Origin of the sequence: Terasakiella sediminum, from assembly GCF_033100395.1 — a bacterium.
Lineage (GTDB): Bacteria > Pseudomonadota > Alphaproteobacteria > Rhodospirillales > Terasakiellaceae > Terasakiella.
The window spans coordinates 13217-30253 of the sequence record NZ_JAWLVJ010000033.1; the positions used below are offsets into that span (position 1 = coordinate 13217).

The 17037-nt window shown below is 50.0% G+C and carries 13 protein-coding genes; 4 read left to right on the top strand and 9 right to left on the bottom strand.

The window, feature by feature from the left end:
- Nucleotides 1-94 precede the first annotated feature (94 nt).
- The 3 genes from hrpB to RYZ26_RS18255 form a co-directional block, all read right to left on the bottom strand.
- On the bottom strand, nt 95-2605 hold the full coding sequence (gene hrpB, locus RYZ26_RS18245) for an ATP-dependent helicase HrpB (protein WP_317684688.1): 2511 nt from the start codon (nt 2603-2605) through the stop codon (nt 95-97).
- A complete protein-coding gene (locus tag RYZ26_RS18250; RefSeq protein ID WP_317684689.1) occupies nt 2602-3369 on the bottom strand; it encodes a hypothetical protein in 768 nt (255 codons plus the stop codon). Before RYZ26_RS18250 ends, hrpB begins: the two co-directional genes overlap by 4 nt.
- 61 nt (nt 3370-3430) lie before the next feature.
- On the bottom strand, nt 3431-4777 hold the full coding sequence (locus RYZ26_RS18255; protein WP_317684690.1) for an RsmB/NOP family class I SAM-dependent RNA methyltransferase: 1347 nt from the start codon (nt 4775-4777) through the stop codon (nt 3431-3433).
- A gap of 191 nt (nt 4778-4968) precedes the next feature.
- Here RYZ26_RS18255 and RYZ26_RS18260 point away from each other — a divergent pair, with 191 nt between their 5' ends.
- Complete coding sequence (locus tag RYZ26_RS18260; protein WP_317684691.1) at nt 4969-6258, top strand: DUF3422 family protein; 1290 nt, start codon at nt 4969-4971, stop codon at nt 6256-6258.
- Nucleotides 6259-6271: 13 nt separating this feature from the next.
- Here the strand turns inward: RYZ26_RS18260 and RYZ26_RS18265 are convergent, their stop codons facing one another.
- Nucleotides 6272-7528: a diguanylate cyclase gene (locus RYZ26_RS18265; protein WP_317684692.1), complete on the bottom strand. Its 1257-nt coding sequence runs from the start codon at nt 7526-7528 to the stop codon at nt 6272-6274.
- A gap of 312 nt (nt 7529-7840) precedes the next feature.
- Between RYZ26_RS18265 and RYZ26_RS18270 the strand changes: the two genes are divergently transcribed.
- Complete coding sequence (locus RYZ26_RS18270; RefSeq protein WP_317684693.1) at nt 7841-9082, top strand: glycosyltransferase family 4 protein; 1242 nt, start codon at nt 7841-7843, stop codon at nt 9080-9082.
- 3 nt (nt 9083-9085) lie between these two features.
- Here RYZ26_RS18270 and meaB read toward each other — a convergent pair whose 3' ends face one another.
- The 5 genes from meaB to RYZ26_RS18295 form a co-directional block, all read right to left on the bottom strand.
- Complete coding sequence (meaB, locus tag RYZ26_RS18275; protein ID WP_317684694.1) at nt 9086-10126, bottom strand: methylmalonyl Co-A mutase-associated GTPase MeaB; 1041 nt, start codon at nt 10124-10126, stop codon at nt 9086-9088.
- A gap of 107 nt (nt 10127-10233) precedes the next feature.
- Entirely contained in the window at nt 10234-12426 is a 2193-nt protein-coding gene (scpA, locus tag RYZ26_RS18280; RefSeq protein WP_317684695.1) for a methylmalonyl-CoA mutase, read from the bottom strand.
- A 4-nt stretch (nt 12427-12430) separates the two neighbouring features.
- The gene (locus RYZ26_RS18285; RefSeq protein ID WP_317684696.1) at nt 12431-14401 is read right to left on the bottom strand and encodes a methylmalonyl-CoA mutase family protein; all 1971 of its coding nucleotides are present in this window, start codon (nt 14399-14401) and stop codon (nt 12431-12433) included.
- Nucleotides 14402-14691: 290 nt separating this feature from the next.
- On the bottom strand, nt 14692-14985 hold the full coding sequence (locus RYZ26_RS18290; protein ID WP_317684697.1) for a DUF1330 domain-containing protein: 294 nt from the start codon (nt 14983-14985) through the stop codon (nt 14692-14694).
- A 59-nt stretch (nt 14986-15044) separates the two neighbouring features.
- Nucleotides 15045-15467, bottom strand: a complete 423-nt coding sequence (locus tag RYZ26_RS18295; protein ID WP_317684698.1) for a MarR family winged helix-turn-helix transcriptional regulator — start codon at nt 15465-15467, stop codon at nt 15045-15047.
- A gap of 251 nt (nt 15468-15718) precedes the next feature.
- Between RYZ26_RS18295 and RYZ26_RS18300 the strand changes: the two genes are divergently transcribed.
- Both RYZ26_RS18300 and RYZ26_RS19970 read left to right on the top strand, forming a co-directional pair.
- The gene (locus RYZ26_RS18300; RefSeq protein WP_317684699.1) at nt 15719-16582 is read left to right on the top strand and encodes an IS4 family transposase; all 864 of its coding nucleotides are present in this window, start codon (nt 15719-15721) and stop codon (nt 16580-16582) included.
- Nucleotides 16583-16613: 31 nt separating this feature from the next.
- A complete protein-coding gene (locus RYZ26_RS19970) occupies nt 16614-16895 on the top strand; it encodes a hypothetical protein (RefSeq protein ID WP_411576884.1) in 282 nt (93 codons plus the stop codon).
- Nucleotides 16896-17037 lie beyond the last annotated feature (142 nt).

A 17037-nucleotide genomic window follows, 5' to 3' on the forward strand; every position in this document is an offset into this window, starting at 1 on the left:
ACCTTACGTTTATCGATTTGAGCAACAGTCATGTGCATAAAAAAGTAAGGTTTCTGAACCTTATACGCATATTCCCTTATTAAAAAGAAAAATATTATCGCAAGTGCCGTTTGGTTTTGGCTGTGGCGATGGCTTCAATGGGGTTATCGGGCCAGGGATGCTTGGGGTAGCGCCCCTTCATTTCCTTTTTGACCGAATCGTACGCTTCCTGCCAGAAACTTCCAAGGTTTTCTGTAACTTGCAAAGGCCGCCCGGCAGGTGAGAGCAGGTGAATGCAAAGAGGAACCGTCCCGTTATTGATGGTCGGTGTCTGGGGTTCGCCAAACATTTCCTGCAGTTTGACTTTCAGGACGGGTTTATCTGGATTGCTGTAATCAAGTTGCACGTTTGATCCGCTGGGCACGCGATAATGGGTCGGGGCCAGCTTATTCAGCTTTTGTTGATCGTCCCAGTTAAGGCCTGCCAGCAAAGCAGCGTTCAGGTCGATCTTTTTCAGATGATCCAGTTTGGAGCATCCATCCAGAAACGGGGCGAGCCAGTCTTCAAGGGTCTCGGCCAGGGTGTCTTCGCTGTAATCCGGCCATTCATCATCCCGTTTTTTCAGGAATTTTAGACGATTGCACAGGTTTTCTGTTTCTTTTTCCCAGGGCAAGACATGGAGCCCCGCTTGACGGATCCCTTTGCAGAGCGCCAGTTTGATCTGTTCGGGATCCACGTTTTTGATGGGGGTGGATTTCAGAACCAAGGCACCGAATTTCTTTTGACGTTCGGCAATGGCCCCCTGAGATCGCTGATCCCACTGGATATGATCTTCCTCGGCAATCTGGTTGCCAAAGCTTGCTTCAAGATCACTTTGCAGCATGGGTGCGGCAGTAAAGATGCGACCCTTCGCCCCCTGTCCATCCAGATGGGCGACCACCAGAAACTCTTCGCCGCGCAACGGGTTATCTTCGCGCAAGGCTGCACCCATTCCGTTGCTGAGCAGGTAATCACAGCTGGTTTTACCCCTGATTTTACCGATCCGGTCTGGATAGGCCAGGGCCAGAATGCGCCCTGTTTCCATGGCTGATGCAGCAGCAGTTTTGGGCAGTTTCTGTTTGGCTTTCAGACTTTTGGCGGTGTCTTTGGCACGATAAAGGGCGGCCTTTGAAACGTTGGCCGCATTGCCATTGCCCTGCAGGCAGGTGATGCTGTCACGCAGGTCGCCGCCCTGCTTTCCTTTCAGGATCGGTCCGTCATGTAAGGTGGCGGCAATGTCACAGGCCAGCAAACCATCTTCATCAGCGTTATCACAAGCTACAAGCACCATATGGGCAAGGCGGGGATGCAAAGCCAGGCGCTGCATGCGTTCACCATGTTTGGTGAGGCTTAGGTCTTCATCCAATGCATTCAGTTTTTTGAGCAGGTCGTGCGCATCTGCCATGACCTTATCTGTTGGCAGATCAAGGAACTTCAGGCTGCTTGCGTCTTTCACCCCCCAGGCTGCGAGTTCCAAAAGGAAGGGCGCGATATCGGCTTCCAGAATTTCCGGGCGATCACGTTCAGCCAAGGCTTGCGTTTCTGCACGGGGCCAAAGCTGATAACAAACGCCCGGTTCCATCCGCCCGGCACGCCCGCGGCGTTGCTCTGCACTGGCTTTGGATACCCGCACGGTTTCCAGTTTTGATAATGCACGCGCCCCATCGAAGCGTGAAACCCGTTTCAAGCCGCAATCAATCACCACTCGGATGCCTTCAATGGTCAGGCTGGTTTCGGCAATGGTGGTTGCCAGCACGATCTTGCGCACACCTTTTTCGGTGGGGGCAATCGCAAGGTCCTGTTGTTTCGGCGGCAAGGCCCCATAAAGCGGCGCGACGATGATGTTGGATGGGCCGTGATAGGTCTCGTTCAACAGCTGTTCTGTTTTACGGATTTCGCCTTCGCCGGGCAGGAAGACGAGGATATTGCCGTCTTCTTCCCGCATGGCTTTGCGAACGGCAGATGCGGTGTCTTGTGCCAGGCTGAATTTATCGGGGCGTGGCAGGTTGCGTGTTTCAACCGGAAAGGCGCGTCCCTCGCTGATGATGCGCTGGGCACCATCCAGAAATTCAGACAGAACCTGTCCATCAAGCGTTGCCGACATGACCAGCACACGCAGGTCATCGCGCAAGGCTTCCAGCGTTTCCAGACAAAAAGCGAGACCTAGATCACCTTGCAGGTTGCGCTCATGAAATTCATCAAAGATCACCAGACCAACGCCGGACAGTTCAGGATCATTCTGGATCATGCGGGTGAGGATCCCTTCAGTCACCACTTCAATGCGGGTGTTGGGGCCAATTTCTTTGTCCTGACGGATGCGATAGCCAACGGTTTCGCCCAATTTCTCTCCCATGATGGAGGCCATGCGGGTTGCTGCCATTTTGGCTGCCAGACGGCGTGGTTCCAGCATGATGATCTTTTGACCGGAAAGCCAGTCTTCGTTAAGTAAAGCAAGCGGGACGAGCGTCGTTTTACCCGCACCGGGCGGGGCTTCCAAAATAGCGATGTTCTGGTTAGAAAGGGCGGCTTTCAGGTCGGGGAAGGTTTCGATGACCGGAAAGTCGGGCAGGGCGATGGGCTTGGTCATCCCTCTTCTTCGATAGAGGCAACGTTGGCGAGGAAGGCGGACAGTTCTTTGCGTTCTTTCTTGCTGTAACGCCCTTCAAAGAGGGCCTGTTCTTCATCATCAAAATTGGTGAAGTCGCCAAAGATGCACATCATTTGGCTTTTGAACTGAAAGTCAGAAAACGGAAACGGTCCCATGCCTGTACCCGGTGTTTCCGGATCGCTTTGCATGACCCGTTTATACCAGTCCTTGCGCATGGTGAACTTGCCGAAAAATCCAGCCAGGGCCATAAAACTGTCCCAGCGGATGTTCCAGCATTCCGGGTCTTTATACAGTTCCATATAGGTGAACTTACTGCCGAGGTCGCGTGACCGGTTTTCCATCAAACGCAGGGATCGTTCCATGAATGTTTCATATTTCGCCCGGCCCAGAATAACTTCGATGGCGTGGAAGAAATTTGCCAGCTGTGCACTTGCCATAACGGGCTGGTCATTTTTCAATAGATGTTCAAAGGGTTGGGAGATAATGCGGCCATAGACATTGACCCGTGGGGCGTTGCGGATAGACATGCGCATGTGACTGGCGCAGCGTTCGATCTGTGCATCACAGTATTTTTCGCGCACTTCCGGGTCGCTTTGAATGGCTTGAGCGACAAAATCCAGCGTATCCACACTGACCTGTCCGTCCTGTGCCTGTTCCTTGGCCAGCTGCAAAAAGAGATCAACCGCACTTTGGAACGTGTGACGGCACGGAATATCTGATTCGATTTTCTTTTTAACTACCATGGGTCCTGACCTTATCTCGTTAGATAATAAGTTATTCACTCAAAAGGAAAAAGACAAGCTTTTAGAGTTTTTCAAGGACACAGGCAAAGAAGCCGTCACAGTTGTTCTGTAACGGTGTCAGGCGGAAATAACTTTCCAGCCGAGACGGATAATCCCCAAGATCCAGTTCTGCCCAGACGTCTTTGGCTTTCAGCAGTTTGAACGTGTCGTTGGCTTTCAGGAAGGCTTCGATCTGACGTTCATTTTCTTCGGGCAGCAGGGAACAGGTGGCATAGATTACACGACCACCGGATTTGGCAAGGCGGGTGGCACTTTGCAGAATCTCTGATTGCAGTTTTACCAGTTCTGCGAGGTCCGTTTCATCTTTGGACCATTTTGAATCCGGGTTGCGACGCCAGGTACCTGTGCCGCTGCAAGGGGCATCGATCAGGACGCGGTCAAACTTGCCCTTGCTTTTCTTGACCCACTTATCAAAGGTGTTTTCCAGCTGGCGGCGTTCGGCATTGACCACGCCTGCACGTTTCAGACGTACTTTGGCGCGTTGCAGACGTTTTGAATGAACGTCAGAGGCCACAAGGTGACCACCGTTTTCCATCTGTGCTGCCATCGCCAATGTCTTGCCGCCTGCGCCCGCGCAAAAATCAATGACCTGCATGCTTTTTTTTGCGCCAACCAGGTGGGCGACAAGTTGGGAACCTTCATCCTGAACTTCCACCCAGCCTTTCCGGAAGGCGTCGGTTTCCGACAACAGCGGGCCACCGGGTTGGATCTGGCGTAGACCAACCGGTGAAAGTGGTGTGTTTTCTGTTTTAAAGCCCTGTTGACTGAGGCTTTCACGTACATTGTCACGGCTGGCATGCAGTGTATTGACGCGAAAATCCGTTGTGGGTTTGTTACCAAGGGCGCGCATTTCTTCGGTAAAGTGATCCCCGAAAACTTCTTTCAAGCCTTGTTCAGCCCATTGCGGGCAATCTGCGATGACAGCTTCGCTCATATCTTCATGGATCATGTCCTGACCCAAAAGTCGTTTTAGCCCGGCGATTTCTTCTTTGCGCAGCATGTCCATGCGGTTATGGGCGCCGTTGCAAAGTTTCTCCAGCTGGGCGATATCGCTTTTTTCAGACAGGATCATGTCAGCCAGCAAGAGGGTGCGCATTGTCGGCGCGAGCTTGATCTTTTTCAGCCACCACAGAAGCTTGCGATAGTTCAGCAGAACTGAACGTATGCGGTTTTCCAGATCACGACGGTCACGACGTTCCAGGCTGTCTTGCAGATGTTTGAAACGGCTGGACAGGATGGCATCCATGTTGCGCCCGGTCTCGCCCATTTCATTGAGCATTTCCCACACAAGATTAAGGCGGGCAGCACGACCCAGTCCGTAGGCTGATTTCGCTTGGCTGTCGTTCATCACATATTTCCTTCTGGCTGAATGGTCGCTTCATACCATGGTTTAATGGAAAAGCCATCAAAAACCGGATATCGACAGGGAAATGACAGAAACTCATGAAAAAATACTTGTCTTAGAGTTGAGTGGAATGGTAATACCACTTTGCGCTCTACGTCAAATGCAATATTAGAACAATAAGGTATGGAATTAGAATGGCTTATCTGGGCAAAGAACATCCGTTACGTGACACGCTGGACAAAGAAATCCGCGCACGGCCCTATATCGCCCTAAGCGTGCCGGAACGTGTTTCACACATCGCGACCATTACAGGTGAAAATGGTGCGCGCGAAGAAATTCGCCATTTGAAAAAACTGTGCGAGCAGTTCGACGTCGCTGCGCCTTCCAAAGATACCAACCATTTTATCGCTGATATGGGTCCGTTTCGCCTGCGCTGGGAACGCCATACGGAATTTTCCACCTATACCTTTTTCAGAAACGAAGCCTGTGAAGAACCGTTTGTTCATCCAGTGATTGAGTTTGTGCCCAAAGATTGGCTGAAGAAAATGCCGGGCGAAGTCATGAACGCGGTCCACCTGGAACTGGAAAGCAATGACGCGCCAGAACGCAGTCAGATTGAGCTTTCACGTTATTTCGAAGGCAATACCTATGTGGGCTGTGAGGTTTCCGGTGGGGCAGCATTGCTCTGGACTGATATGCGCGTGCATCAGGATCGTTTCATGCGGGTGTTGATGCGCAACATTACCATGCCGGAACGTCAGGCCGGACGCACGGTGCAGCGGGTGCTGGAAATTGAAACTTATCGCATCATTGCCTTGCTGGGCTTCCCTTTGGCGCGGGAATCCAGCCCAAAAATCCGATATGTGGACGAAGCGCTGGCAGAAATTGCCACCAAGATGTCTGATAAGCTGGCCCCGGAAACTGATGGGCAGTTGCTGGACGAATTATCCACGCTGGCAGCTGAAATAGAAGGGATTTCTGCGACCAATAGCTATCGTTTTGGGGCGACACGAGCTTATTATGCCATTGTTCAGCAGCGCCTGCAGGAATTGCGCGAAGGTCGCCTGCAAGGCCTGCCTACCTTGACGGAAACGATTGAGCGACGCATGGCACCTGCCATGAAGACTTGTGAACATACCTCTCAACGTCAGCATGCGCTCTCTCAGCGAGTCAGCCGGGTGGCAAGTCTTCTGCGTGCCCGTGTGGAAGTGGAACTGGAAAAACAGAACCAGGAAGTCCTGACTGCCATGAACAAGCGGGCCGAACTTCAGCTTCGCCTTCAGGAAACGGTGGAAGGCTTGTCTGTGGTCGCGATCAGTTACTATTTGATCGGCCTGTTGGGTTATGGGGCAAAAGGCGCCAAGGCCTTGGGTGTGCCGCTTGATCCAGCGCTTGTCACCGGGATCGGTGTGCCTATTGTCGCGGTTGCGCTGTGGACAGCGTTGCGCAAAGCCAAAAAGGTTTTGCTGAAACAGGATGACTGATTAAGCTAAGCCGTTACTCAGGCTGGTAGATCACAACCTTGTTACGGCCACTGTCTTTGGCCTGATAAAGCGCTTTGTCTGCATCTTCGACCATGGCGTTGAAATCTTTTTTGATGTCATGAGACACGCCAATGCTTGCGGTGATTTTGATAGAAATTTCTTTTACGCTGAAGGTATGTTCTTCGATCATTTGACGCAGATTATCAAACAGCTGGAATGAATTTTCTGCGGGTAGATTATTTGCAATGACGCAGAATTCTTCTCCGCCAAAACGGGCCAGAACGTCAGAACGGCGACAGCGTTCATTCAGTAGTTCCCCGATTTGGATCAGGATTTCATCGCCCGCGCTGTGGCCATAAGTGTCGTTGATCTTTTTGAAATAATCAATATCGATCAGGGCAATGGAAATCGGTATGCTATCGCGCATTGCACGTGCGGTATAATTGTTGCCAATCTCGCTTAAGAAACGTCGGTTATGAAGTCCGGTCAGGAAGTCCTGCGTGGCAGCAGACTGCAGATTGCTCATAAACTCAATGAGTTCTACGTTTTGGCAAACGCGGCAGAAGAATTCTTCACGCAGAAATGGTTTGTTCAGGAAATCATTGGCGCCGTTCTTAATGAATTTGGCGGACAGTACGTTGCTGCCTGTCGTGGAAATCCCGATAATGCCGATCTTGTGTTTGGGGTAGCGTCGCCTGATTTCGCGCGTGAGCTCAAACCCATCCATTTTAGGCATCTGATAATCAGTAATGACAAGCTGAACATCCTCATTGTCCCTAAGAACTTCAAGAGCCTCTTCGCCATTTGCGGCGTTCAAGACCTGGAACTGATATTGCCCCATCAGATCAGAGACATATTGACGTGCAGTCCTTGAATCATCAACAACCAACACTTTGATATATCGGTTGAAATAGAGCCGGGAAATAAGCGAAACCAGATAATCCAGGCTGGACGGGTTTTGTTTTACAACGTAATCAATGACTTTGCGCGATAAAATTTGATCACGCAGGTCTTCATCAAAATGGGCAGAGAAAACAACAACCGGGATATTGTGGCTGATCACCAGATCAACAATCTCACCATCCGGGGCGTCCGGCAGGTTCAAATCCAGGACAGCCAGAAAATAATCCTGTGTGTCTGCCATCAGGGCTTCGACCGCGTCGGCATAGTTGGCGCAAGATACAACTTCGATATCCAGATTTCGCTTTACGTGCTTAACTACCAGCGAATTAAAGAATTTCATATCTTCAACAAGCAGTAATTTTTTCATATCAAAGTCCTCTTTCTAGCCTCTTTCAGGCTAGAGGAAACACCTGCCAAGCGCAACCTGAATAGATGGGCTAATACGAAAGAGTCGATTATGGGACAAAAGGTCTTTTGGAAGGGCCAGATCGGCGATTGCTTTAATGCTATCTTTAGTGGTGGTTTTGTTCTGCTATAATTGTAATATATGTGAATTTTGCTATGATTAAGAAAGTGTTGATCGCCGGGAGCCTGTTGTTGGGCGCTTTTTCCGTAACGAGTGCTGCGCAGGCTATGCGGCTTCTATCCCTGTCGAGCTGGAAAAGGTTGGCTCCGTCGATTGAATTTCAAAGAAATCTTTGTGGACCCCTTTAAGATTGAGTATTCTTTAAAAAAAATCTTGAAAGGGGACAATAGGGTGAACCCATATGTGATTACTTGGGGTGTGTCGGATAAGCACGGATGGGGGCTTGTTGGACTACATTTGCTTATACAAATGCACAAAAGGGGAAATGCCGTCTTTTTCAGTGAAGCCCCAAGCAGTTTGATAGCCCGGAAGGATTTTAGAAAGGTTGCCAGCCAATATGCGCATACGACAGATTTTTTCAAGGATGCGCTGAGCGCGCCGACGGGCATCATTACCCTGCCAGAACAGACGGTCTTGCACGGATTGGGAAATCAATGTTTCGAGCCACCGCAGGGGAAGCGTTTGTGGGGGGACCGGAACATTGCTTTGATTGCATTTGAAGATACTACGTTGACTGATGAAGTCGTTGCTCGTGCCAATCAATATGACATGGTTGTGACTCATTCCCTTTTTAATCAAAATATGATGATTGAGGCAGGCGTTAAGAATGTCGAGATGGTCTGGCAGGGGATTGACCCTTTTGAATTGAAACCGCACAAACGCACCAATCGTTTTGGAGATAAATTTGTTATTTTTTCGGGCGGAAAGATTGAATATCGCAAAGGTCAGGACCTGATCCTGAAAGCCTTCAAGATATTTAACGAGAAATATCCTGACAGTTTCCTGATGACCAACTGGGCCAGTTATTGGCCTGAAGCATCTTTGTCTGTGAATGAAAGCTCGGTTCTGGATCATGACCTCAAAATAATTGACGGGAAACTGGACATTGAAGGCTGGGTTGCGGCAAATGGGATCTCCCGTGATGCATTTTGTGATCTGGGCTTTGTGGAACGCGACCAAATCAGTCAAAATTTTGCTGAAGCCGATGTGGCCCTTTTTTCAAACCGGTGTGAAGGCGCAACAAACCTTGTTGCCAAGGAAGCAATGTTTTGTCGCGTACCTACCATTTTGTCAGCCAATACCGGGCATGTAGATTTGATCCCGAACGGGCGTAGTGTTTGTTTACCACTTGAAAGGCAAACACAAGTCTCAGATAAAGATGGTAGTCGCCAGAATTGGATGGATAGCGATGTTGATGAAATGGTCGCACATCTGGAATGGGTTTATCACAATAGAGAGAAAGCAAAGACAATAGCTAATGAAGCTTTTCGCTTTATTGGTAAGGAAAGGATATGGTCAAAGTTTGCTGAAGATTGCCTGGACTTGTTTGAATAGGAATTACAGCGTCTCTGTTAATCCGAAGGCGTCCAGGATACGCTGAGCGCCGACGGTTGCCGTTAGAGTATCTTTGGTGATGGCGTCGTGGATCGTATCCATCTGACCAATCACATCGGGATGTGACTTCAGCGCTTCCATCAGGCGGTCCTCGACCATCGCCCACATCCAGCGGAACTGTTGTTCTGTGCGCTTTTCTTTCAGCTCGCCCGTTTCGCTCAGTTTCTTTCGGTGGTCTTCCACCTTTTCCCACATCCCATCCAGGTTCATGTTGCTTAGCCCTGAAATACAAACCACAGGCGGGTTCCAGTTCGGGCTTTGTGGTTTCATGATGTGAAGGGCGTTTTTATATTCGCGTGCCGCCATCTTGGCACGTTTTTCGTTTGGCGCATCGGACTTGTTGACCGCAATCATATCGGCCAGTTCCAGCACGCCTTTTTTGATCCCCTGTAACTCATCCCCGGCACCCGGCAGCATGAGAACAAGGAAGAAATCAACCATATCGGCGACAACGGTTTCTGATTGGCCTACGCCTACGGTTTCCACCAAAACCACGTCATAGCCTGCGGCTTCGCAGACGATCATGGTTTCACGGGTCATTTTGGTGACGCCACCCAATGTGCAGGAGCTGGGGCTTGGGCGGATAAAGGCATTTTCCTGAATGGCGAGGTTATTCATGCGGGTTTTATCCCCCAGAATGGAACCGCCGGAAACCGAACTTGTCGGGTCAACGGCCAGAACCGCGACCTTGTGGCCTGCTTCACACAGGTTACAGCCCAACGCCTCAATCGTTGTGGATTTTCCCACGCCCGGCACACCTGTGATCCCGATGCGATGGGCCTTGCCGGAATGGGGCAGCAGTTTCAAAAGCACTTCCTGCGCCATCTTGCGATAACGAGGGGACGTGCTTTCCACCAAAGAAATGGTGCGCCCGATCATTGTTATATCGCCCGCCAAAACGCCTTTTACATATTCATCCACAGAGGGTTGTTTACGTCTGCGAACCGGGCCTTTTTTAACGGAGTGATTAACAATGTCGTTCATGGATATCTCTTTAAAAAACGGAAAGAGGCCCCGGCCTTCGCCGGGGCACACACTTTTGCGTATCCCGGCGAAGGCCGGGATCTCTTCACAATTTAGTCAGTTTTTGGTTAGTCCTCAATACCAACAACTTCATTCAGCTTTTTCATCAGATCGATGGCAGCTTCAGAAATCACGGTACCGGGTGGGAAGATGGCTTCCGCACCGCCTTCGTAAAGGGCATCGAAATCCTGTGGCGGGATAACACCACCACAAACGATCAGGATGTCATCACGTTCCAGCTTTTCCAACTCACTGCGAAGCTGTGGCACCAAAGTCAGGTGACCCGCAGCCAAAGATGAAGCCCCAACGATATCAACATCGTTTTCTACAGCCTGACGCGCTGTCTCTTCAGGTGTCTGGAACAGTGGGCCGATATCCACGTCAAAGCCAAGATCAGCAAAGGCTGTGGCGATCACTTTTTGACCACGGTCGTGGCCGTCCTGACCCATTTTCGCAATCAGGATGCGGGGGCGACGACCTTCATGGTCTTCGAATTTCTTGACGAGGGCAGTTACATCTTCGACTTTCTCGTTCATTTCACCAACCTCGTTTTTATAAACACCGGAAATGGCGCGGATGGTCGCCTGGTGACGGCCATAGACTTTTTCCAGTGCATCAGAAATTTCACCAACAGTGGCTTTGGCACGACCAGCCTTGATCGCGAGATCAAGCAGGTTACCGTTCTCGTTTTTCGCACAATCGGTCAGGGCTTCAAGACAGGCCTGTGTTTCGTCTTCATTGCGTTCAGCACGTAGACGGTTGAGCTTTTCGATCTGAGACTTACGTACTTCGGTGTTTTCTACCTTCAGAACGTCGATGGCTTCTTCATTTTCCAGCTGGTACTTGTTCACACCAACCAGTGTCTGGCGACCGCTATCGATACGGGCTTGTGTACGCGCTGCTGCTTCTTCAATGCGCATTTTCGGGATGCCGGCTTCGATGGCTTTTGCCATGCCGCCTTGTTCTTCAACTTCCTGAATGTGCGCCCATGCTTTTTCAGCCAGGTCTTGGGTTAGTTTTTCAACATAGTAAGACCCGCCCCATGGATCGATCACGTCACATGTGCCAGATTCCTGTTGCAGGAAGATTTGGGTGTTACGTGCAATACGGGCTGAGAAATCAGTTGGCAGCGCCAAAGCTTCGTCCAGTGCGTTTGTGTGCAAAGACTGTGTGTGACCCTGGCTTGATGCCATGGCTTCGATACAGGTACGTGTTACGTTGTTAAATACGTCTTGCGCCGTCAAAGACCAACCGGATGTCTGGGAGTGTGTACGCAGCGCCAAAGACTTCTGGCTTTTCGGGTTAAACTGGTTGACCAGTTTGGACCAAAGCATACGACCCGCACGCATTTTGGCAACTTCCATAAAGAAGTTTGTGCCGATTGCCCAGAAGAAGCTTAGGCGCGGTGCAAAGGCATCCACATCCAGACCCGCTTCGATACCGGAGCGGATATATTCCACACCATCAGCCAGTGTGTAAGCCAGTTCCAGATCAGCCGTCGCGCCCGCTTCCTGCATGTGATAGCCGGAAATGGAGATGGAGTTATATTTCGGCATTTCACGAGACGTGAAGCCAAAGATATCGGAGATGATCTTCATGGATGGGGCAGGCGGATAGATATAGGTGTTACGCACCATGAATTCTTTTAAGATATCGTTCTGAATGGTCCCGGACAGTTTGTCAGGGCTCACACCCTGTTCTTCCGCCGCCAATACATAAAGGGCGAGAACCGGAAGAACCGCACCGTTCATGGTCATGGACACAGACATCTGATCCAGCGGGATACCATCAAACAGGGTACGTGTGTCATAGATACTGTCGATGGCAACACCTGCCATGCCCACATCACCTGTTACGCGCGGGTGATCGGAATCGTATCCACGGTGTGTGGCAAGGTCAAACGCAACAGACAGACCTTTTTGGCCCGCAGCAAGGTTACGACGATAAAAAGCGTTGGATTCTTCAGCAGTTGAGAAACCCGCATATTGGCGCACCGTCCAGGGACGGGTGGTGTACATGGAATTGTACGGGCCACGTTTGAACGGGGCAAAACCGGGAACAGAGTCCAGATTATCCAAACCTTTAAGGTCTTCAGCCGTATAAAGCGGCTTGACGTCGATGCCTTCCGGTGTGGTCCAGTTCAGGTCATCCAGAGATTTGCCAGATTGACCTTCGATGCGACCTTTCCAGTCAGCAACGTCTTTTTCATTGAGGCCGGAAGTGTCCAGCGCAACATTTGCGAAATTTGGAATATTGCTCATATTCTTACACTCCCAATACTGTATGGAGGTCCTGCAATGTGCCTAACACATCGCTGCCCATGCCGACCGCCTGGTCAACACCATCAAATTCACCACGGCCAGCCAGATAAACTTTCTTGGCACCTGCCGCTTTCAGCGCGCCTGCAAAATCAGCCGCCATTTCTTCATACTGACCATCAGCGCCACAAAGAACGGCAACACTAGCGCCCGATTCTTTAAAGGCGGCAACCGCTTCATCAGCCGTTGCAAAGCCGTTGTTCTGTGTCGCCTGAACGCCGCCTGCTTCAAAGAAGTTTTTGGCAAAGGATGCACGCGCTGTGTGTTTGGCAATCGCGCCCATGTTGGCAGAGAAGATGGTCGGCAGAGCGCCATTCTTTTCTGCAAAGGCGTCAGCCGCATCCCGCAGTTTCTCAAAACCTTCAGCAAGGCGGTGTGCAGGAAGGGCTTCTGCTGTGGCACCTTCACCAGTTACGGCCAGGGTTGCAATTCCTTCAGAAGAAGCGCTGATTTTACCGATCAGGGCCTGATAGTCAGGTTCAGCGCGTTCGACTTTTTCTTCCAGAATGTTCGGGAATTCCGAAACGCCTGTCACAGGGTCTTTACGTTTGGCGATATTCTTCAAACGCGCTTCCCACGTTTCAGCGATTTGTGCCTGAATGGACCCGTCTGCAATAACCGCAGCCATGCCGCCTTTGCCTTCGATCTCCTGGAACAGGGACCAGGCTTTGGCGCTATATTCTTCAGTCAGGTTTTCAATGAACCAGGACCCACCCGCCGGGTCGATCACTTTGTTTAGCGAGCTTTCTTCCTGTAGAACGATCTGTGTGTTACGTGCAATGCGTCGTGCGAAATCATCGGCGACACCACAGTGGTGGTCAAAGGGCAGAACCGTAATGGCATCAGCACCACCGATGGCCCCTGCAAAACAGGTGGCTGTTACACGCAGCATGTTGACCCATGGGTCACGTTTTGAAAGTGCACGTGCTGCTGTTGCGGCATGCAGGTTCATGGCTTGTGCATCTTCCGACCCACCGGAAGCCTTGACGACTTGTGCCCAGAGGAAACGTGCAGCACGCAGCTTGGCGATCCCTGTAAAGATGTCGGCACTGTTGGCGAAGCTAAAGACGATTTGCTTGGCTGCTGCATCAACGCTCATGCCCGCATCCGTCATGGCGCGCAGATAAGCAACACCCGTTGCCAATGCGATGGCCAGGTCCTGTGTTTCCGTTGCCCCTGCACCATAATAAGCGCTGGTATCAACTTTAACAGCTGTGACATGTGGGTAAGTTTCTGCTGTTTCTTTTGCAAGGCCTGCCATATCGGAAAGGGCAGCTTCAACAGATTGTGGCAGAGAACCTGTTGCAGCCAGAACACCCAGCGGGTCAGCGTTAAACGCGCCCATGGCTTGTTCAGCAGCAATGTTTTTGTCCGCCCACAGGTCTTTCAGCATTTTCGCTGCAGCAACTGATTGTGCGCCTGCTTCAAGGGAAACGCCTGCGAGGTCGAGAAGAACACCTTCAAGCACATCGGCGAGGTCTTCCTTGGAATAGATCATCATCCCGCCGCGACCGGCAAGGTCAGCAGCGTCTGCACCGGATTTGCCCGCACGTGCGGCTTCGTCAAATTGCAGGATCAGGGAAGTTACACCACGTTCCAGATCGTCCATGATTTGATCGTTGGCGGCAGACTTATCTGCATTGGCGTGCACCTGACGGATGTCCCAACCGTCAATGCTGCGACCCGCCGCCGTGTTGCCACGGGTGAAAGGTGCAGAACCCGGGAAACCGGAAGGATTGGTGTCAGCGTTCCAATCAGCTTTTGTATAAAGTGGTTGAATATCGATGCCGTCATAAGTCTTGACGACCATCTTCTTTTCAAATGGTGCCCCTTTGAGAACTTTCTCCAAAGAGTCTTTCCACGCTTCTACAGAAGTCGTCGGAAATTCGGCAGCAAGTGCCAAACGTTCATCGCTCATGTTGTCCCCTTCGCGATTACAGGTCCGAAAAATAAATACGCATTACAATACCGTTTTACCAAATTAATTCCCCGATGGCTATAGGGGAATACCGCAAAAGTCGGTATTTTTTCGCTGTGGGGTTATATATGGTGATCTTTAATTACGCAAGTGGGTTTATTTGTGTAATTTTATTTCTCTTTACTCCGTTCCCTAAATCGTCATCCCCGCGAAAGCGGGGACCCAGTTTGTCTGTTATAAGCATTTTCTAGGTTCCCGCTTTTGCGGGAATGACGAGTGGAGAGTGATGTTTACGGCGCAGGGGCGTAGCTGACCATTTTCATGTGCGCGCCTTCTTCGCGAAGCGGGATCAGCTTTTTATAGGCGTCGCTGTTGTACCATTCATCAATGGCTTCGATGGAGGGAAATTTGACCACGACACAGATATTGTGGTCCTGTTCATCAGGGGTGAGTATTTGGTTAAGCGGTCCGCGAAAGACCAGTTCAGCACCGTAGAGGCCTGCGACTTTCTGGGTTTCCTGCATATAGCGCTGGAACTTTTCCTGATCTTTGATGGTGATGTGTGAAATCATGAGGGCTGACATATGTGTACTCCTTGGTTGGTTAAATTTTATCTGTATATACATATAATGTAATAAAATTTTTAAAGGCTTGCGTTTTCAATGTCCTTTAACTGGGTGATCATGGTCTGCCATTCCGACGCGCCCAGCTGTTCAACGATGCTGGTTTGGGCTTCTTGCCAGAGGGGCAGGGCGTGTTGATAGGTGTCTTTCCCAAATTGGGTCAGGCGAATGTTTCTCACCCGGCCATCGTCATCGGGTTGGTCTTCGATGAGGCCACGCCGGAAAAGCACATCGAGGTTACGGGTCAGAGTGGTGCCATCAATGGCGAGTTCCTTTGACAGGTTCCCAATAGATGTATCTTCCAGAATACTGAGGGCAGCAAGCAGGGTGAACTGCGTGTTGCGCAGGTTCAGGGGCTTGAGCGCTGCGTCATAATACTTTGCAGCCACACGGGCGGCACGGCGAAGGCGATAGCTGACACAATCTGCTGGATTCAGGTCCATCGTTGGGGTTTCCTGTTTTTAGTCTGTATATACAGATATATTGTTCCGCAAGTTTGTCAAGGTTTCAAAAATGTCATGGCGCAACGGGTGCGCGATGATGATTTTGGGAAACTAACTATTTATTGTCATCCCGGATTTATTCCCACTAGTGTCCGGGAAAAATGAGATTGCTAGCAGAAAAAGGTAGAGCTGCTCTCTATAAGCGCTAGAATCATGTTGTTGAGACTTGAATTTAGCAAGGGGGCAGCTCTATGTTCAGCAATAGCACTTTTGGCGATGTTTTAAAACTTTTACCGCGCGACTTTGTTTCCAAATCCGTTGAACGTCATGATTCAGATCGTTGGCGCAAGACATTTAAAACGTGGGATCATCTGGTTGCCCTCTTAACGGCGCAGTTTAGTGGTGTTAGTAGCCTTCGTGATTTAGAAACCCTTTTGCACAACGCTCAATCCCAGCATTATCATTTAGGTATTCGAGGCGTTAAACGTTCTACATTAAGCGATGCGAACAACACACGCTCAGCCGCAGTTTTTGGAGAAATTGCACAGCGTTTAATACAACATACGAAACATCAAAAATCAGAAATGCAAGAGGTTCTCAGCGTCCTTGATTCCAGTTTAATCTGCTTGAATGGACGAGGATATGAATGGGCAAAGAAAACTCAAGCCCGTGGTGCGCCACCGGGGCTAAAGCTTCATGTTCAGATGGCTCACGGGACAGGATGTTTAGAACATGTGGAGATTACCCCAGCGAATGTAAACGACATAACACAGGCTCAAACGTTGCCTTTGGAAGCCGGGCATACGTATGTTTTTGACAAAGGGTATGTTGCTTATAAATGGTGGCATCAAATTATGGAAAAGCGGGCTGCTTTTGTCAGTCGTCTAAAATGCAATGCCCATTATGAAGTCGTGGAAGATAAGCCGATCTCAGAGCCAGACAAAGGACACATTTTAAGAGATCAGATTATCACCCTGAGCAACAAACACCCCCGTGGTAGGTCACGAAACCCTCTTGCCGGACAATCTTTACGGTTGATTGAAATTCCTCATCCAGCAGGAAAGAAAAGACCTTTCCTTATTGTATCCAGTCACTTAGAAGCGCCCCCCCTGTGACATTGCCCAGTGTTACAAAAATCGTTGGTCTATTGAGTTACTCTTTAAATGGATCAAGCAAAACCTAAAGATTAAACACTTCATCGGCAAAAGCAAAAATGTCGTCATGATCCAAATCTATGTAGCTTTGATTGCCTATATCTTGCTTCAAACTCATAATAAATTGAATAGAAACACTCCTGCATTGCGCCTGAAAGACACTTTAACGACATTGCGTTTTACGCTGTTCTCAAGGCCTAAAATCTATAAGAAACGCCTAAGGCATCGAACAAAAAAGACCCAAAATCAGCTTGAACTCTGGAGTTACGCCTAATGATTTTTTCCCGGACACTAGTGGGAACAAGTCCGGGATGACAAAAAGGGGGCTTAGGTTCTGTTGACAAAGTGCTTTACCCAAACCCGAATTGATGTGACCTGAACGAAGCCGAGAAAGCTTAACATCGTTTTGTCATATC